Raw genomic sequence first — 18,044 nt, forward strand, 5'->3', positions numbered from 1 at the left:
GACACCCATCCGGGGGTGAGGCTGGAAACGCGCGCTATTTCGCGCTAGCTGGCTGCACGGACAACCCCAAACAATTGGAGCGACAAGATGCAGGAATGGTGGCGGGGCGGGGTAATCTATCAGGTCTATCCCCGCTCGTTCCAGGATAGCGATGGCGACGGCGTTGGCGATCTGCCCGGTATCATGAGCCGCCTGGATCACATCGCCAGCCTTGGCGTTGACTGCCTATGGCTCTCCCCGATCTTTGAAAGTCCTCAGGCAGACATGGGCTACGATGTCTCCAATTATACCGATATCGACAGGCTTTTTGGCTCTATTGAAGATTTTGACTCCCTGATCGCCCGCGCCCATTCGCTGGGCCTCAAGGTCATCGTTGATCAGGTGCTCAGCCACTCCTCTGACCACCATCCCTGGTTTACCGAGAGCAAGCTTAGTCGCACGAATGCGCGTGCCGACTGGTACATTTGGGCCGATCCCCTTGAAGATGGTTCACCGCCCAACAACTGGCCATCAGTGTTCGGGGGTCGCGCCTGGGAATGGAATTCGACTCGTCGCCAATATTACATGCACAACTTTCTTGCCGCCCAGCCGGACTTGAATTTTCACAATCCCGCTGTTCAGGACGCCGTGCTCGACGTCATGCGTTTCTGGTTGGAGCGCGGCATTGACGGCTTCCGCTTTGATACGGTCAATTATTTCTTCCACGACGAAATGCTGCGCTCCAACCCGCCGGCGCGCCGTCCTGAACATTTGCCCTATGCAGTAAATCCTTACGACATGCAGGAGCATGTCTATTCCAAGAGCCGCCCCGAAAATGTCGTGTTCCTGACCCGCGTCCGCGCCTTGCTCGACGAGTTTCCCGGCACCACGTCGGTGGGCGAAGTTGGTGACAGCCACCAGGCGGTCGAATTGATGGCCGAATATACCTCGGGCGGCGACAAGCTGCACATGTGCTATTCGTTCGAATTTTTAGGCGAGGAATATACTGCCAGCCATTTCCGCACGCGCATTGAATCATTTTTCAATGCCAGCGGCGATGGTTGGCCCTGCTGGAGTTTTTCCAATCACGATGTCCGCCGCCACATCACCCGCTGGGCGCCGTTCAGCCAACATCCTGTTGAATTGGGTCAGCAGGCCGCGGCCCTGTTGATGTCGCTCAAGGGCTCGGTGTGCCTCTACCAGGGTGAGGAGCTTGGCCTGCCCGAGGCAGACATAAATTTCGAGGAATTGACCGACCCGCCGGGTATTCGTTTCTGGCCCGAATACAAGGGACGGGATGGCTGCCGCACGCCAATGCCCTGGGAAAAAGGCGACGCACCAAATGGCTTTACCACCGGCAAGCCCTGGCTGCCAGTCAAGGCAAACCACGCCCTGTTAAGCGTCGCGGCACAGAGCCAGGACCCGGCATCGATGCTCAACTTCTATCGCCAGATTCTCGCCTGGCGGCGACGGCAACCCGCTTTGGTGACCGGTGACATCGAATTTTTTGATACCGCCGAGCCCGTGCTGGCCTTTCGCCGCACCATTGGCGACACCGCAATAATCTGCCTGTTCAACCTGTCCGCCCAAAGTCTGGACCTTACGCTTGGTGGCCTGGATAACGCCATCGAACCTGATCCGGTTTCCCGACGCGCGACCCTCAAGGATCAAATATTGACGCTGGGCGCCAACGGTTTTGGCTTTATCGAAACCCCCGCTGCAGAAACGATTTCGGTGCAATTCGCCTGATCACTGGACCTGGCAGAAATCGTAGCTACGCGAACCAATCGGCTCGCGTAGCAATTTGGTCGGGGTGCAGGTTCCCGCTAAAACACTTGGCGAAACGTATTGGGATCATAATATTCCATGGTCTCACCGCCGCCGGGGTTTCTGACAAAGGCACGCAGGCAGCCGTTCCAGCGCTCAACGCTGGTGGCATCGACCCCCATGCGCCGCAGTTGCATAAGATCAAGCTGGTTCTGGTCGAACTCGCTTGAGGAGCGCGGCCCGCCGACGCCAAATGTAATGCTGACGCCGCCGCGATCATCGGTGCAAAATGGCGTGGCCATCGCAGGAACACTAAACATTGCCAGCACCAGAAGGGCTGGCATCAATGGTTTGACTATCATCTTGAATCTCCAATCTGCCATCATATTGCCAATGATTGTGGCGGACTTAGGCTTGAGAGCGCCGACGGCTCTCGCGCTGCCGGATCAACAGCACCACAGCCGGAATGACAAAGCTCAGCAATAATAGGCGAATGACATGGTGAGCGCCAATAAACGCTGTGTCATAGCCCAGCGCCACGCCGAGTGCGCCCATGCCCTCCAGCGCGCCCGGAGACAGGCCAAGCCATATCTGCGCAAACGGCATATCCACAATGAGGCTGGCGGTGAATGCCACGACAGTGACAATGCCCACAGTCGCCATTGTCGCCACGATCCCGCCAAAGGCTGCACGGACGATCTCGGCGCGCGAAATCCCGGCAAAGCGCGAGCCGATCAGCGTGCCCACCATGATAAGCGTGAAAATTACCAGCGGGGAGGGCAGCGCACCCTCAAACCAGCCTGCAAGTTTGGCGCTGGTCGAGACCGCCATCGATCCCAGCACGAACCCAGCCGGAACTCTGAGGCGCACAAAGCCGAACCCCACCAATGCGCAGACGACGGCGAGTGCCAGCAAGGTGCTCACGGGCACAATATCAGCTGGTCCCGCCGACGCAAATTTTGTCACCGGTGGCAGAAACAGGGCCCCGATCGGCACGCAAATGGTCAAAATCAGGATCCGGATGACCTGTATAATGGCAATTTGGCGAGAATCACCGACCCCGGCCGAGGCAATGCCCATGATGAAGGACAAATGTCCGGGAAACGAACTCAGATAGGCGGTGCCTGTATCGAGCTTTGAAAAAGCGTGCCAAAATCCAGCCGGTAATCGTGATGATCAAGACCAGTTCAATCGCAAGCGCTGCAAGTGTTATGGGCCAGTGAGAAATCAATGATAGCGTGTCCGATGGCACCGTGGCGCCCATCGACAGCCCCACCAGTACAAAGGCAACGTCCCGCAGCCATTTTGGCAGTTGCACCGGCACGCCCATCATTGCCGCGACGCTGACGCTGACGGCGCCGCCCATCAGCCAGCCCGCAGGAATTCCTAGCGCGCTGGCAATAAAACCGCCCGCAGCAGAAATCAGAAATGTCGCAAAAATCCACGCGATTGCACGCCAGCGCGCGGGCAGGGCGCTCATGTCGCGGGCAGCGCTTTCTCCGCCAGGCGCACCCAATAACTGGCGCCGACCGTCAGGCTCTCATCGTTAAAATCATAATCGTCGGTATGCAATTCAGCCGAAGCACCATTGCCGATGAAAATATAGGCACCTGGCCGCGCTTCGAGCATATAGGCAAAATCCTCGCCACCCATCGACGCATCCACATTGTTCTCGACCCGATCCTCACCGACCACATCGACCGCAACGCGCGCGGCGAACTCGGTCTGGGCCGGCGCATTGACCGTCACTGGATAGCCATGCCGGTATCCAACGCTCGCCGTGGCGCCAAAACTGGCGACAAATTCGGGCACAAAGGCCCTGAGCCGCTCTTCCATGAACTTGCGCACCTGTGGATCAAGCGTACGGATCGTGCCTTTCAGGCGCGCCTCGCGAGGAATGACATTATAAGCCCCGCCCGCCTCCATGACGGTCACCGACAGCACCGCCTGACGCATCGGGTCAATATTGCGCGATACAAAGGTTTGCAGCGCAACGATCAAATGGGCCGCAACGACAATTGGATCAATGGTGGCGTGCGGTCGGGCCGCATGCCCGCCAACCCCGGTAATGTCGATCAAGAACTCGTCGGTCGCCGCCATGATGCCGCCCTCACGAATCGCGAACTGGCCAAGCGGAATACCCGGCATGTTGTGCATGCCGAATACTTCGGAAATGTCGAACTTTTCCATCAGCCCGTCCTGTACCATCTCCCGTCCGCCGCCGCCGCCTTCTTCTGCCGGTTGGAAGATCACCGCGATCTCGACCGTCAAAATTGCGCGTTTCCGCCAGATATTTGGTGGCGCCCAGCAACATGGCTGTGTGCCCGTCATGCCCGCAGGCATGCATTTTACCCGCCGACGTGCTTGCGTAGGCCTTGCCTGTCTTTTCCAATATCGGCAGCGCATCCATGTCGGCGCGCAGCCCGATAGTGCGCCCACTATTGCTTTGCCGGCCATTGATGATGCCGACAACCCCGGTTCGCCCCAATCCGGTTATCACCTCGTCACAGCCGAAGGATTTCAACAATTGCTCGACCCGACCGGCGGTGCGATGCACGTCAAACAGCAATTCAGGGTGCGCATGGAAATCCTGGCGCCAGCCAGCGATTTCGGCGTGAAAATCTGCAATACGGTTCAAAACGGGCATACAAGTTCCGGGGATCGACAAATGGTATGCCAATGTCGCTGTACCAGCTGCTCTCGTCAACTACGCAGCGGCAGGGTTTTCTAACAAAGCCCCATTCTCATGGGCGAATTTTTTCTTCCGCGCCTTGTCCTCTAGTCGGGGATTTGTAAAGACACAGCCATTCATTTCGGAGATGGCTGGCCCATGAAAATCCTTGTCGCTGTCAAGCGCGTGGTAGACCACAATGTGCGCATTCGTGTTCGTCCAGATGGCTCGGGCGTTGAAACCAGCGGCGTGCGCATGTCGATGAACCCGTTCTGTAAGCACGCGGTGGAAGCGGCAGTCCAACTTGGCGAAGCGGGACAAACCGACGAGATTACCGTTGTCTCAATTGGCCCAAAACCGGCCACCGACGTTATCTTGACGGCGCTCGCCATGGGCGCGCATCGCGGCATATTGGTTGAAACCGAGGCTGATCTTGAAACGCTGTCGATTGCCAAACTACTCGCAGCAATCGTGTCTGAGGAACAGCCCGACCTTGTACTTTTGGGCAAACAGGCGGTCGATGATGATAGCAATCACGTCGGACAAATGCTCGCCGGTCTACTCGATTGGCCGCAGGCAACGTTCGCCTCTGAACTCCGCCTTGAGGATGGCCAGGCTCAGCGTGAGCCGCGAGGTCGATTTTGGTCGCGTCACCATTGCCATGCCATTGCCTGCTGTTGTTACCGCGGATCTGCGCCTGAATACTCCGCGCAACGCCGCGTTGCCAATGGTCATGAAAGCCCGTCAGAAAAAGCTGGATGTCCGGCGCGCCGACGAGTTCGGTGTTGACCTGTCGCCCCGTGTGACGATTGAAAAAACCACTCCGCCGCCCGCGCGCGCCACCGGCCGTACCGTCGACAATGTCGGTGCGCTGGCCGACGAAATCGCCGCCCTGCATAGTGGCACGGAGGCGCACTGATGACTGTTCTGGTTCTTGCCGATCATGATCTAGGCACATTGTCTCCGGCCACGGCACGGGTCGTCGCCGCCGTCTCGTCCCTTGGTGACGTCGATTTGCTGGTCCTGGGCGAGGGGGTCGACCAGATTGTTGCCGAGGCGGCGCGATTAAGCGGCGTTGCCCGCATCCTCGTCGGTCAGGATCAAGGCTTTGTGACCCAGTCTGCCGAGGCGCTTGTCCCCGTGATCGCCCGATTGGCGTCCGATTATTCCCACATCGTTGCTTCGGCGGGCGCCGTTGGCCGCGACCTCGCGCCGCGTCTTGCTGCCAAGCTCGATATTCAACCCATCACCGATATTATCGCAATCCATGGTCCTGGGCGTTTTGATCGCCCTATCTATGCCGGTAACGCTATCCAGACCGTCGCCTCGGCCCAACCGCGCCAGATATTGACCATACGCGCCAGTGCCTTTTCGCCCATGGGGGATGGCGGCAATGCCATGATCATGCCGCTGCCAACTGATCCAGTCCGCACCGTTGCCAAAATGATCGCCGCCCATCGCACCCAAGCCGACACGCCGGATCTGGCGACAGCCCGGATAGTGGTGGGGGGTGGCGTGTCAGTCGGTTCTGCCGAAGGCTTCAAACTCGTCGAACAATTTGCCGCGGTCATAGGCGCGGGAGTCGGGGCCACACGCGCAGCGGTCGACGCCGGTTATGCACCCAATGACTGGCAGGTCGGCCAGACTGGCAAGATAATAGCGCCCGACCTTTATATCGCCGTCGGCATTTCGGGCGCGCTCCAGCATCTGGCCGGCATTCAGGGTGCCAAAAAAATCATCGCCATCAATAGCGATCCAGAAGCGCCCTTGGTCAAGCTGGCCGATATCGTCCTGATCGCAGACCTGTTCGAAGCCATCCCCTCATTGATCGAAGAACTTGCGCAACGCGGGATCAAACCTTAGCCAATCTTCCCGATTTCGATGGCAGACCAATTGCAATATTTCTACCGCCTTCTATAAAGATCACGCCTTTCCAATCGGAACAAAAACGCATGTTTGAGACGCTGACCAAGGCCGCTGGCGACAAGATATTGGCCCTTATGGGCGAATATGCTGCCGATTCCCGCACCGACAAGATTGATCTGGGCGTCGGCGTCTATAAGGACGAAACCGGCGTCACACCCATCATGTCGTCGGTCAAAAAGGCCGAGGCGCGCATTCTGGCCGATGGCAAGACCAAGACCTATCTCGGCATTGCGGGCAACAAGGCATTTGGTGCCGCGGTTCTCAAGGCTCACTTTGGCAGATGACGTTCCATCGGATCGCGTGCGGATCGCCCAGGCGCCCGGGGGCACCGGCTCGCTTTGGGTCTTGATGCAACTGGTCAATCGCGCCCGCCCCGGCGCCACCATCCACGTGTCGGACCCCACTTGGCCAAATCACATGCCCATTGCCCAAAATGCCGGGCTCAAGGTCGAAAAATACCCCTATTTTGATGCAGAAACCCGTGGGGTGAAGTTTGAGCAGATGCTCGCAGTGCTCGATAAGTTGGGCAAGGACGACGTCGTCCTGCTGCATGGCTGCTGCCATAACCCGACCGGGGCCAACCTGACCAACGCCCAATGGGACCAGGTGGCGGCCAGTCTGGCCCGCACCGGAGCTTTACCCTTCATGAGATCTTGCCTATCTCGGTTTTGGCGATGGTCTGGAGGCCGACGCCTATGGCACCCGCAAGGTGGTTGCTGCTGTGCCCGAAGCATTGATCGCCTTCTCCGGCTCAAAAATTTCGGCCTCTACCGCGAGCGCATCGGCGCGGCCATCCTGATTGCCCGCGACGAGAAGCAGGCCGATATTGCCCAGTCCCAACTGCTCAATATCATCCGCTCCAGCTATTCCCAGCCTCCCGATCATGGTGCCGAAATCATCCGCACTATCCTCGAAGACCCGGCGTTGCGCGCCGAGTGGGAAACCGAGCCCGAGGCCATGCGCAATCGCATGATCACCTTGCGCGAGACATTGAGCGACGCCATCCGCAACCGCTCAAATTCCAAGGATTTCGATTTCATCGCCACCCACCGTGGCATGTTTTCCCTACTCGGACTGCCAAAAGCGACGGTTGATCATTTAAAAACCGCCAATGGCATCTATATGATTGGTGATAGCCGCATCAATGTCGCCGGCATCCCCGAAGATCGGGCCGGCGATCTTGCAGATGCGCTGATTGCCGCAATGGCCTGATCGCTGATTGCGACACGACCCCACCGTGATACACAGGAGTTAACTGCGTATACGGCAACGATTTATATTGGAGGAAGCGATGAAGTTCTTCGTCGACACGGCTGAAATCAAGGATATCAAGGAACTGCACGAGACCGGTCTGCTCGACGGCGTGACCACCAACCCATCGCTGATCGCCAAATCCGGTCGTGACTTCAAGGAAGTCATCAAGGAAATCTGCGGCATCATCCCGGGGCCGGTGTCGGCCGAGGTAGCCTCGCTCGAATATGACGGCATGGTGGCCGAAGGCGAAACTCTGGCCAAGATTGCCGATAATGTCGTCATCAAGCTGCCCCTGACATTGAACGGTCTGAAGGCAACCAAATATTTTTCCGGCAAGAATATCAAGACCAACGTTACCCTGTGTTTTGCCGCCAATCAGGCATTGCTCGCCGCCAAGGTCGGCGCGACCTATATTTCGCCCTTTATCGGTCGTCTGGATGACATCAATATCGAGGGTGTCGAACTGATCGAAAACATCCGCCAGATTTACGACAATTATAATTTCGAAACCGAAATTCTGGCCGCTTCGATACGTTCACCCAACCATGTCACCCAGGTCGCTTTGGCTGGCGCTGACGTTGCCACCATTCCGCCAGCTGTTATTCGCAAACTGGCTGATCATCCTTTGACCAACGCCGGTATCGAAGGGTTCCTCAAGGACTGGAAAGCCACAGGTCAGTCAATCCTCTAGGATTTTTGATTGACCGATTGATGCAGAGGTGTTGGTGATCGCACAAGATCGTGTTGCGTCCGCCAAATGCGCACCTCTTCGTTATGGCGAGGCCGGGGAGGGGCCTTTCCAACCCCCGCGCCAAAAGTGAGCACCTGAATGGCCGATACCGAACTTGCCAACGCCATTAAATCTGCGCTGTCGAGCGTTGAAGTGCCAGGGGGTGGGACACTGTCCGGTTACGCCGGATTGTCCGAAATTATCGTCACCACGAGTGCCGTGGCTTTTGCTATTGCCGTGGCGCCGGGCATGGAGGCAGCGTTCGGTCCGGCCAGAATTGCCGCCCAGAGCGCGGCAGAAGCCGTGGCGTCTGATCACAAGGTCATGGTGTCGCTGACCTCGTCCAAACCACCGGCCACCGGGCAGGCCGCTGCTCAGGGCCGCCCCGGTCCTGCACCCAAATCGCCGGTGCCGGGAGTCAAAAAAATCATTGCGGTCGGATCCGGCAAGGGCGGTGTCGGCAAGTCCACCACCGCCGTTAATGTCGCGCTGGCGCTCCAAGCTGAAGGCTTGCGCGTTGGCATTCTGGACGCCGATCTATACGGACCTTCCCTGCCCAAGCTTCTGGGATTGGAAGGCAAGCCCGCAGTGCGCGAGGACGGAATTTTTCCCCCACGACGCCTATGGTCTCAAGGCAATTTCCATCGGTTCCATGCTTACCCAGGATCAGGCGGTGGTCTGGCGTGGCCCCATGGCCACATCGGCCCTGCGCCAATTGCTGCGCGAAACTGATTGGGGCGATCTGGACATATTGGTTGTCGATCTGCCGCCCGGCACCGGCGACATCCACATTTCGCTGTTCCAGCAGGCGGTGGTCGACGGCGTCATCATCGTCTCCACCCCACAGGATCTGGCGCTGATCGATGCCAAAAAAGCCATCGACATGCTACGCCGCCTCAGTGTGCCGCTGCTCGGCCTTGTCGAGAACATGAGCTATTTCATCGCCCCCGATACCGGCAATCGCTACGATATTTTTGGCCATGGCGGTGCCGAAACCGCCGCATCAACTCAAAAAATGGCCTTTCTGGGCGCCGTGCCACTGGTCATGTCCATTCGGGAGACCTCTGATACCGGCCAGCCAGTCATGATATCCAATCCTACTGGCCCAGAGGCCGAGGCGTTCCGGGCCATCGCCACAAAAATCCTCGCCGATACGCCGAAACTGCGTCCATAAAAGCCATGGTTGCTGTACCCGACGCACCCATCGCCGCCGCTGCTGTCTTGTAGGGGCTTGCGCCGTGGCCTCAAATGATATGCTCTTCTCCAAGATGCGTTGCCGCAGTGCCGCTGTTGATGTCGCCCACAGCGGGCCAGATTGCGATCTGGCGTTGATCCTCGGAGCCTGTCCATGACCGCATTGACCAATATGACCGAAGAGCGCACCGCCCCAAAGCCCGAACTTGATGCGGATTGGTGGCGTGGCGCGGTGATCTATCAGATATATCCGCGCTCGTTTCAGGATCAAAATGGCGATGGCATCGGTGATCTGGCCGGTATTACCGGTCGTCTGGAATATGTTGCTGATCTTGGTGTCGATGCCATTTGGCTGTCACCGGTCTTTACCTCGCCGATGAAGGATTTTGGCTACGACGTATCCAATTATCGAGATATCGACCCCAGCTTCGGCACGCTTGAGGATTTCGACCACCTCGTGCACAAGGCCCACAGCCTCGGCTTGAAGGTTATTATTGATCAGGTGATTTCCCATTCCTCGGATAAACATGCTTGGTTTGCCGAAAGTCGCCAGTCCCGCACCAATGCGCGGGCAGACTGGTATATGTGGGCCGACCCAAAGCCCGACGGCACGCCACCCAACAATTGGCTGTCGATATTTGGTGGTTCCGCCTGGGCCTGGGACAGCCGCCGCATGCAATATTACATGCACAATTTTCTGGTCTCACAGCCCGATCTGAACTTCCACAATCCGGACGTTCAGGAGGCTGTGCTGGGCGAAATGCGCTTTTGGCTGGAGCGAGGGGTCGATGGCTTCCGGCTCGATACGGTCAATTTTTATTTTTGCTCCGAGGGGCTTGAAAACAATCCCGTCGTCAAACCCGAAGACTTCAATGCCTCAACCGCGCCGGCGGTGAACCCCTATAATTTCCAGGAGCATATTTACGACAAATCACGTCCGGAAAATTTGAAGTTCCTTGAACGTGTCCGCGCGCTGATGGACCAATATCCGGGCACCACAACCGTCGGCGAGATCGGCGATAGCCAACACCAACTGGAGATCATGGCGCAATACACGTCGGGCGATGATCACCTGCACATGGCCTATACATTCGATTATCTCGGTGGCGAGTTTTCCGCCGAGCACTTTCGTGCCTCCATCGCGTCCACGGAAACCAAGGCACCCAACGGCTGGATTTGTCTGGCCTTTTCCAATCACGACGTGGTGCGTCATGTCAGCCGTTGGGCAGTCCACGGTCAGGAGGCCGCCTTCACCCGCCTCGCCGCCACCCTATTGCTGACAATGCGCGGTTCGGTCTGTCTTTATCAGGGCGAAGAGCCTTGGACTGACTGAGGCTCAATTGGCATTTGAAGATTTGGTTGATCCCTACGGCATCGAGTTCTGGCCAGAATTCAAGGGCCGCGATGGCGCCCGAACCCCTATGGTATGGCAGGCCCATGCCCACCTCGCCGGCTTTTCGACCGCCACGCGTTCCTGGTTGCCGGTGCCCGCCGACCATATGACCCGCGCCGTGGATCAGCAGGAATTGGTTAATGACAGCGTTCTTGCCTTTTATCGCGCCAATCTGGCCTTCCGAAAGGCACACCCGGCCTTGGCCAAAGGCACTATCGCCCTTCTTGACGCGCCCGAAACAATTTTGGCCTTCACCCGCCAGCACGGCGATGAAACCTTGCTCTGCATCTTCAACATGGAGGCGACACAGGCCAGCTTTGCCATACCGGCCAATATGACCCTGTCCAGCGTTGAGGCCCCCGGCGTCACCGCCGAACCGATCAACGGCCAGATCGCTCTGGCGCCACTACAATGCTATGTTGGCCGGATCGGCTGAGGTCATGCCTTTTGCTTAGACAAGATCAGGCAACCGCGCTTCGACCAGCTTGCGGGTCAACTCGTGAAGGGGCGACGCGAATAATTGGTTCGGCTCGCCAATCTCCACAATTTGTCCAGCCTCCATTACCAGGACGCGGTCGGCAATTGCGCGCACCATGTCAAGATCATGGCTGATGATCAGGTAGGTGAGTCCAAAATCTGCCTGCAACTGTGCCAGCAGCGCCAACACATCGGCTCGAACGGACATGTCCAGGGCGGACACAGGCTCATCGAGAACAACCAGCCGTGGCCGCGTGACCAGCGCGCGCGCAATGGCCAACCGCTGGCGCTGCCCACCAGAAAATTCATGCGGATGCCGTTGCAACATTTGTGGGTCAAGCCCGACCGCATCCACCGCTTGATGCAATCGGGCACTGCGCTGAGCCGGGCTTACCAGCTTTTCCAATCGCAACGGTTCGCCCAGCGATTGTTCGATAGTCAGATGCGGATCAAAACTACCGAACGGGTCCTGGAACACCAGTGAAACGTCGCGCCGCAACGCATTGGGCAGATTCGCGCCATTATAGGCCCGCCCGGCCAGCACCATGTCGCCCTTGCTGGCATTGTCCAGTCCCACAATCATCCGCGCCAGCGTGCTCTTGCCACACCCGGACGGACCCACCAGCGCCACGGACTCAGCTTGCCCGATGGCAAAACTGACGTCATCGACTGCGCGGAGCGGTTTTTTGCGTCCAAATATCAGCCCCCCTGGCGGTAGTCGCGGGTCAGGCCGCGCACCTCGAGCAAGGTCTCCCCAATTGGCGGTCGTGTGACCGGTTTCATCTTGAATTCAGCGGCGGCCACCAATCGGCGCGTATAGTCCTGTTGCGGGGCGCCAAACACCTTGCCGGTGCCACCCACTTCCACGAACCGACCATTATGCACCACCGCAACCCGTGAACACAGCGCCCCCACTGATTTGAGGTCGTGACTGATGAACAGCAAAGCCATTTGCCGTCGCGTGCACAATTCACTGATCAGATCGAGCACCAGACGTTGGGTGATCAGGTCAAGCGCCGAGGTGGGTTCATCGGCAATCAGAATATCGGGCTGGCTGGCCAGTGCCATCGCGATCATTGCTCTTTGCCGCTGTCCGCCCGACAATTGGTGGGCGTAGCGCTGGCCATGGCGATTTTCCAGCCCCACTTCCTTGAGCAGCATCGGCAACTCGATGTGCTCGACCCCGCCGGTGTCCCCCAATCGAATGGCTTCGCCAATCTGGTCGCCAATCGGCATCAGCGGGTTGAGTGCCGTCATCGGCTCCTGAAATACCATGCCGATGCGCTTGCCACGCAGGCGTGCCATGGCGCGCTCATTGGTTGGCACTGGCTGGTCGTCAATGCAGATGCTGCCGGCCATGATCGCACCCTCGGGCAACAGCCCGGTTATAGCCAGCGCGGTCAACGTCTTGCCCGATCCACTTTCCCCGATAATGCCAAATCTCTCGCCCCGCTCCAGCGACAGGCTGATGTCGGCAACGGCGGCATGGGTGCCAAAATGCACGGCAAGGTTTTCGACGCTAAGGAGTGACACCAGTCCCCCCTTGATGCTTGAGCCGCGGGTCAATCACATCACGCAATCCGTCCCCGGCCAGATTGAGCGCCACCACAATGATCACGATGGCCAGCCCCGGCACCAGGCTCAAGGACGGGTGCAAAAGGAACAGGCTTTGTGCATCGCGCAGGATTAGTCCCAGGCTCGTTGCTGGCGGTTGCGTGCCCAGCCCGATATAGGACAGTCCGGCTTCGGCCAAAATGCCCAGTGATAGCTGGATGGTGCCCTGTACGATGATCAGGCTGGCGATATTTGGCAGCAGGTGTCGAAAGGCGATGGCCCAGTTGCCGAGTCCCGCCAGCCGAGCCGCCGCCACGAAATCCAGTGTCTTGATGCTCAGGGCACCACCGCGTGCCACCCGCGCAAATACCGGGATATTGAAAATGCCAATCGCCAGGATCGCATTGACGGCGCTCGGCCCGAACAATGTCGTAATTAAAATAGCAACGATGACGGCGGGAAAGGCAAAGACAAAGTCGGACAGGCGTAGCACCGCCCACTCCACAGCCCCACCCCATGCCGCTGCGGCCAGTCCCAGCGGGACGCCAAGTCCGGCACCAATGGTTACCGCCAGCGCGGCGACGACAAAACTGGTCAAGGTGCCCGCCATGACAAGCGAGGCCAGGTCACGCCCCAGATTGTCCGTGCCCAACCAATGCGCCAGGCTCGGTGCCAAAAAGCGTCGGCCAATATCAATCTCGGCAATCGGGTAGGGGGTCCATACCAGGGACACCAGTGCCAGCAGCGCGAACAGGCCAGAGGCCGCAAGGCCAAGTATCAGGCTGGGGTGTCGAAACGCCCGCCTCATTGCCGTGCTCCACTAAGCAGGCGTGGGTCAACCAGTGCATAGAGCAGGTCAATCGCCAGCATCGTCGCCGTCACCGCCAATATCAGCACAATCGTTGCCCCGCGCACCAAAATCAGGTCACGCTGCGAAATCGCTGTAAATATCAATCGTCCCAGGCCCGGCAGGTAAAATACATTTTCGACGATGATCGTACCGGCTACCAGAAACGCAAATTGCAGGCCCAACAAGGTCAGTACCGGCAGCAATGCATTGCGCACGCCGTGGCGCCACACCGCCTCACCCATGGTCATGCCCTTGGCGCGCGCCGTGCGAATGAAATCCTGTCCCTGCACGTCCACCAGTGCAGTGCGCATCACGCGCGCCAGAATTGAGGCTTGTGGCAGTGCCAGCGCCAGGCTTGGCAGCACTAGCGCCCGCGCCGCCGCCACCGGATCCTCGCCCCAGGAAATAAATCCACCCGGTGGTAACCAGCGCAAGGTGACCGCAAACAATAAGACCAGCAACATGCCGAACCAGAAATTGGGGATCGCTATGCCGGTTTGGGCCAGCACCATAATGCCGGTATCGAGAAATTTTCCACGCCGCCGCGCTGCCAGAATGCCGAGGGGCAAACCAACGGCCGTCGCAATGATCATCGCCAATATTGAAAGCGGTAGGGTGACCCAAAGGCGTTCACCGATCAGTTCGGCCACGGGTGCATTTTGCGTATAGGACTGGCCAAAATCACCATGCAGCATGTCCCATATCCAGATGAACAGTCGCTGCCAGGCAGGCGCATCGAGGCCCATCTGTGCCCGCAATTGGCTCAGGCTTTCTGGATTGGCATTGATGCCCAGAATGAACTGGGCCGGATCACCCGGCAAAAGGTCGAGCAGAAAGAACACGACAACCGCCGCCACCAGCAGTGTCACGGCGAACCCGGCAAGGCGCCGCAGGACAAATATAATCATCCGCGACGCCGACATTTGGTCGCACTGGCCTTGCCGCCCGCAGCACGCGCCGCCACAGCTGAAACGGTTGGCCTAAACCTATATCCGGCTATCTCAGTCCACCCAATGCACGTCTTTGAGGACGACGCCTTCGATTGGTGCATTCTGCCATTGCCCCTCGATCTTGGCATTCCATACGCCGATCTGCGGTAACTCGAACAAATAGCCATTGACCGCATCCTGCGCCAGAATGGTCTGGGCCTCGATAGCCAGAACCTTGCGTTTGGCATCGTCGGTCGTACCATTCAAGGTTTCCATCAGCGCCTGAAATTTCGGGTTGTCATAACCAAAGTAATAATCGGGATTGGCATAATTTCCAATGTCGAACGGTTCGACATGGCTGACAATGGTCAGGTCAAAATCGTGGTTGGCATAGACATCCTCGAGCCATTGCGCCCATTCCACGTTGATCAGTTCGAGCTTTATCCCGATCGCCGCAAACTGGCTGGCAATGATTTGCCCGCCGGTCCGCGCATAGGCGACAGGCGGCAATTTCAGCGTTGCACTAAATCCGTCTGGATAGCCGGCCTCGGCCAGTAGCGCCTTCGATAGGCTCGGGATCGTACGGATAAGTGTTGGTCAGATCGACATAGTAGGGGTTATGCGGGGCGAAATGGCTACCGATCGGCACCCCATAACCATAGGTCACCCCGTCGATCAACGCCTTGCGGTCGATGGCATGGGCCATGGCCTGGCGAACCTTGAGATTGTCGAATGGCGCTTTTTTATTATTGGTCGACAAAAGCGTTTCGCCCTCGGTGGTACCCACCAAAATTTTGAATCGCGGATCGCCCTTGAACACATCGAGCGCTTCAGCGGCAAAATTGTTGGTCCCATCGATATCACCGGCCAGCAGCGCATTGGTCATTGCTGCTGTATCGCTGATAAATACATAGCTCGCCTCGCTCAATTGCGCACGCTTGCCCCAATAGGGTTCATAGCGTTCGAGCACCACTCGGCTGCCCTTGTCCCAGCGCACAAAGCTGAACGGGCCGGTGCCAATCGGGTCGGTCGCATTATTGGCGGCGCTTTCAGGCGCCACGATCACGGCGTCGCCGCGCCCGATATCGAACAGAAACTGCCCACTGGGCTTACTCAGGGTGATCTCCACCGTCAGCGGGTCGACGACCGTGACCGCCTCGATATCGGCGAAAAACTCCTTGTGTGCATTCAGGCTGTCGGGCGCCTTGATACGGTCAAAGCTGTATTTGACGTCATCGGCGTCAAAACTGGTGCCGTCATGAAATGTCACGTCGGGCTGCAATGTAAACGTATAGGTCAGCCCATCTGGCGAAATCGTCCAGGACGAGGCAAGATCGGGCTGCACCGTGCCATTCTGGTCAATCTGGGTAAGGCCCTCGAACACGTTCTGGTAGACCACGATATCGATGGCTTCAGCGGCACCAGCCGTTGGATCAAGCACTGGCGGTTCGAGCGCCACACCGATGCGAATTTCGCTCGGTGCTGCCAGCGCCGCACCTGCTACACTCAGCACCAACGCCATGGCGAGCCCTGCGGCTTGCTTCGTCTTGCCCATAAATCGTCTCCAATTTCAGCGGCCTTGCCACCAAAAATATGTCGACGCATGTGGCGTCGACTCCCAATCCAATCTATACGACACCCTTACTAACATGGCAGCAGGTATGCGGGTTATACTTTCCTACGATTGCCGATCTGGGTAGCAAGAATAACCGGGATCAACCCCGCCAGAACAATAAATAACGCGGGCATCGCCGCTTCGGCAAAAAGACTGACGCTGGCACTGGAGTAGACCACTGTCGCCAGCGTATCGACACCCAACGGGCGCAACAATAGCGTTGCAGGCAACTCCTTGACGATCTCGACAAACACCAGTGTCGCCGCAGTCAGGATTGCCGGTGTCAGGGTGGGCAGATCGACCCGAAGCAGCAGTCCCAAACCGCGCGCGCCCAGTACACGCCCCGCGTCAAGCATGGAATTGCCGCGCTTGCGCATTGCTGCATCCAGCGTTGAATGGCTGACCGCCAGAAACCGGATCGCGTAAACATAGACCAAAGCGGCCATTGAGCCCGAAAGGATCAGTCCCGGTCGCCAACCCGCCAGCGCCATTGTCAGCCGGTTGAACCACAAATCTGCCTGGCCCAGCGGTTGCAATAGTCCTAGCGCCAACACGGTGCCGGGTATCGCATAGCCCAGCGTCGCTAACCTAATGGCGCCCTTGGACGCCCCGCTCGCCCGCCCACTGGTCTGTCGCGCTGCAAAAAAACCGATCACTACCGTGACCAGGGCGCCAAAAAAGGCCAGTGTTACTGTTGGTACCAGCGCCGTAAAGGTCAGAACAAAGCTGTCTGGTGTCAGCCGCCGAAGCGCCAGATAGAGTAGGTCACCCACCGGCAGAACAAAACCTAAGCCCAGCAACACGCTGCAATAAAGGAGTGCCACCAGAGCCCGCCCCCCGCGCAGCCGCGTCCGCACCGGCGGCACCCGACTGTCGCGATTGGCCAGATAGACGCGATGTCGTCGCGCATGTTGCTCGGCCACAATCAACAGTCCGATCACCAGTACCACCGTCACCGCCAATTGCGCCGCCCCACCAAAATCGGAGCGATTGATCCAGGTTGAATAGATGATGGCTGTGATCGAATTGACCCCGAAATACTGCACGGCACCCAGGTCGTTGACCACCTCCATCATTGCCAGCGTCATGCCCACCACGATCGGTGGACGCGACAGCGGCAGGGTGACACTCATGAAGGTACGCCAGCCGCTGGCGCCCAGCGTCCGCGCGGCAATGTTGAGCGAGCCCGACTGCATCAGAAAAATGCCCGGCACGCCGCGTAAACATAGGGATACAGTACCGCCGACAATACGATCACCGCGCCCCAATTGCTGCGGATATCGGGAAACCAATAGTCCTTGAGCGAACTGGCACCTGTTATCATGCGCACCAATTGTTGCACCGGTCCGACAAAGCCGAAAATCTCCACATAAGTATAGGCAGCCAGATAGGTGGGCACTGCCAGCGGCAGGATCAGCGCCCAGTCAAATAGCCGCCGCAACGGGAACTCGTAGTGCGTCACCAGCCACGCAGCGATCAGGCCCGTGATTCCGGTTACAATCCCCACCCCCACCATCAGCGTAACGGTTTCGCTCAGTGCCAGCGGCAACATGGTTGCGGCCAACCCGTTGCGGCCGCTCAATGTCGCGCCGGCCGCCCCATACAACAGCCACAATATGGGTAGGCCCATCAGTCCAAGCAGCAATAGCGGCGCAACCGGCAGGGAAAATCCCCTGCCGGTTGCCTTCGATTTTGCCATGCCAAT

At 58.3% G+C, this 18,044-nt stretch carries 18 protein-coding genes and 3 pseudogenes; 9 read left to right on the forward strand and 12 right to left on the reverse strand.

Annotated elements, in window-relative coordinates; all coding sequences use genetic code 11:
* Positions 1-87: 87 nt before the first annotated feature.
* The gene (locus tag PSQ19_RS17685) at positions 88-1,728 is read left to right on the forward strand and encodes an alpha-glucosidase (protein ID WP_282218824.1); all 1,641 of its coding nucleotides are present in this window, start codon (positions 88-90) and stop codon (positions 1,726-1,728) included.
* 77 nt (positions 1,729-1,805) lie between these two features.
* Here the strand turns inward: PSQ19_RS17685 and PSQ19_RS17690 are convergent, their stop codons facing one another.
* The 4 genes and pseudogenes from PSQ19_RS17690 to PSQ19_RS17705 all read right to left on the reverse strand — a co-directional run bounded on the left by PSQ19_RS17690 (position 1,806) and on the right by PSQ19_RS17705 (position 4,393).
* On the reverse strand, positions 1,806-2,108 hold the full coding sequence (locus tag PSQ19_RS17690) for a hypothetical protein (protein WP_282218825.1): 303 nt from the start codon (positions 2,106-2,108) through the stop codon (positions 1,806-1,808).
* A 46-nt stretch (positions 2,109-2,154) separates the two neighbouring features.
* On the reverse strand, positions 2,155-2,826 hold the full coding sequence (locus PSQ19_RS17695) for an AbrB family transcriptional regulator (protein WP_407649031.1): 672 nt from the start codon (positions 2,824-2,826) through the stop codon (positions 2,155-2,157).
* The gene (locus PSQ19_RS17700; RefSeq protein WP_282218827.1) at positions 2,798-3,226 is read right to left on the reverse strand and encodes an AbrB family transcriptional regulator; all 429 of its coding nucleotides are present in this window, start codon (positions 3,224-3,226) and stop codon (positions 2,798-2,800) included. The genes PSQ19_RS17695 and PSQ19_RS17700 overlap by 29 nt, the downstream gene beginning before the upstream one ends.
* A pseudogene (locus PSQ19_RS17705) lies at positions 3,223-4,393 on the reverse strand (M20 aminoacylase family protein). Before PSQ19_RS17705 ends, PSQ19_RS17700 begins: the two are co-directional and overlap by 4 nt.
* Before the next feature lie 183 nt (positions 4,394-4,576).
* On the opposite strand from PSQ19_RS17705, the pseudogene PSQ19_RS17710 reads away from it, so the two are divergent.
* From PSQ19_RS17710 to bglA, 8 genes and pseudogenes are all read left to right on the forward strand, one after another.
* Positions 4,577-5,336, forward strand: a pseudogene (locus tag PSQ19_RS17710) (electron transfer flavoprotein subunit beta/FixA family protein).
* On the forward strand, positions 5,336-6,280 hold the full coding sequence (locus PSQ19_RS17720) for an electron transfer flavoprotein subunit alpha/FixB family protein (protein WP_282218830.1): 945 nt from the start codon (positions 5,336-5,338) through the stop codon (positions 6,278-6,280). Before PSQ19_RS17710 ends, PSQ19_RS17720 begins: the two are co-directional and overlap by 1 nt.
* A gap of 89 nt (positions 6,281-6,369) precedes the next feature.
* Positions 6,370-6,627: an aminotransferase class I/II-fold pyridoxal phosphate-dependent enzyme gene (locus PSQ19_RS17725; RefSeq protein ID WP_282218831.1), complete on the forward strand. Its 258-nt coding sequence runs from the start codon at positions 6,370-6,372 to the stop codon at positions 6,625-6,627.
* Positions 6,617-7,555 carry an aminotransferase class I/II-fold pyridoxal phosphate-dependent enzyme gene (locus tag PSQ19_RS17730; protein WP_282218832.1) on the forward strand — a complete coding sequence of 313 codons (939 nt, stop codon included), beginning with the start codon at positions 6,617-6,619 and terminating at the stop codon, positions 7,553-7,555. Before PSQ19_RS17725 ends, PSQ19_RS17730 begins: the two co-directional genes overlap by 11 nt.
* Before the next feature lie 79 nt (positions 7,556-7,634).
* Complete coding sequence (gene fsa, locus PSQ19_RS17735) at positions 7,635-8,288, forward strand: fructose-6-phosphate aldolase (protein WP_282218833.1); 654 nt, start codon at positions 7,635-7,637, stop codon at positions 8,286-8,288.
* A gap of 138 nt (positions 8,289-8,426) precedes the next feature.
* The gene (locus tag PSQ19_RS20080) at positions 8,427-9,059 is read left to right on the forward strand and encodes a P-loop NTPase (RefSeq protein ID WP_407649033.1); all 633 of its coding nucleotides are present in this window, start codon (positions 8,427-8,429) and stop codon (positions 9,057-9,059) included.
* Positions 8,971-9,501, forward strand: coding sequence for a P-loop NTPase (locus PSQ19_RS20085; RefSeq protein WP_407649183.1), 531 nt, complete (start codon positions 8,971-8,973; stop codon positions 9,499-9,501). Before PSQ19_RS20080 ends, PSQ19_RS20085 begins: the two co-directional genes overlap by 89 nt.
* A gap of 192 nt (positions 9,502-9,693) precedes the next feature.
* Positions 9,694-11,350 (forward strand): annotated as a pseudogene (gene bglA / locus PSQ19_RS17745) (beta-galactosidase BglA).
* 15 nt (positions 11,351-11,365) lie between these two features.
* Here bglA and PSQ19_RS17750 read toward each other — a convergent pair.
* The 8 genes from PSQ19_RS17750 to PSQ19_RS17780 form a co-directional block, all read right to left on the reverse strand.
* Entirely contained in the window at positions 11,366-12,022 is a 657-nt protein-coding gene (locus PSQ19_RS17750) for an ATP-binding cassette domain-containing protein (RefSeq protein WP_407649034.1), read from the reverse strand.
* A gap of 68 nt (positions 12,023-12,090) precedes the next feature.
* Positions 12,091-12,924 carry an ATP-binding cassette domain-containing protein gene (locus PSQ19_RS17755; protein ID WP_282218834.1) on the reverse strand — a complete coding sequence of 278 codons (834 nt, stop codon included), beginning with the start codon at positions 12,922-12,924 and terminating at the stop codon, positions 12,091-12,093.
* Positions 12,911-13,753 (reverse strand): ABC transporter permease, encoded by an 843-nt coding sequence (locus PSQ19_RS17760; protein WP_282218835.1) that lies wholly within the window; start codon positions 13,751-13,753, stop codon positions 12,911-12,913. Before PSQ19_RS17760 ends, PSQ19_RS17755 begins: the two co-directional genes overlap by 14 nt.
* Positions 13,750-14,703: an ABC transporter permease gene (locus PSQ19_RS17765; RefSeq protein ID WP_282218836.1), complete on the reverse strand. Its 954-nt coding sequence runs from the start codon at positions 14,701-14,703 to the stop codon at positions 13,750-13,752. The genes PSQ19_RS17760 and PSQ19_RS17765 overlap by 4 nt, the downstream gene beginning before the upstream one ends.
* A 93-nt stretch (positions 14,704-14,796) precedes the next feature.
* The gene (locus tag PSQ19_RS19565; protein WP_328517690.1) at positions 14,797-15,234 is read right to left on the reverse strand and encodes a periplasmic substrate-binding domain-containing protein; all 438 of its coding nucleotides are present in this window, start codon (positions 15,232-15,234) and stop codon (positions 14,797-14,799) included.
* A 13-nt stretch (positions 15,235-15,247) separates the two neighbouring features.
* Positions 15,248-16,279: an ABC transporter substrate-binding protein gene (locus PSQ19_RS17770; protein ID WP_328517691.1), complete on the reverse strand. Its 1,032-nt coding sequence runs from the start codon at positions 16,277-16,279 to the stop codon at positions 15,248-15,250.
* A 113-nt stretch (positions 16,280-16,392) separates the two neighbouring features.
* On the reverse strand, positions 16,393-17,535 hold the full coding sequence (locus tag PSQ19_RS17775; RefSeq protein WP_282218837.1) for an ABC transporter permease: 1,143 nt from the start codon (positions 17,533-17,535) through the stop codon (positions 16,393-16,395).
* Positions 17,535-18,038: an ABC transporter permease family protein gene (locus PSQ19_RS17780; RefSeq protein ID WP_282218838.1), complete on the reverse strand. Its 504-nt coding sequence runs from the start codon at positions 18,036-18,038 to the stop codon at positions 17,535-17,537. Before PSQ19_RS17780 ends, PSQ19_RS17775 begins: the two co-directional genes overlap by 1 nt.
* Positions 18,039-18,044 lie beyond the last annotated feature (6 nt).

It is taken from the genome of Devosia algicola, assembly GCF_028816455.1.
In the GTDB taxonomy this organism is placed as follows: Bacteria; Pseudomonadota; Alphaproteobacteria; order Rhizobiales; family Devosiaceae; genus Devosia; species Devosia algicola.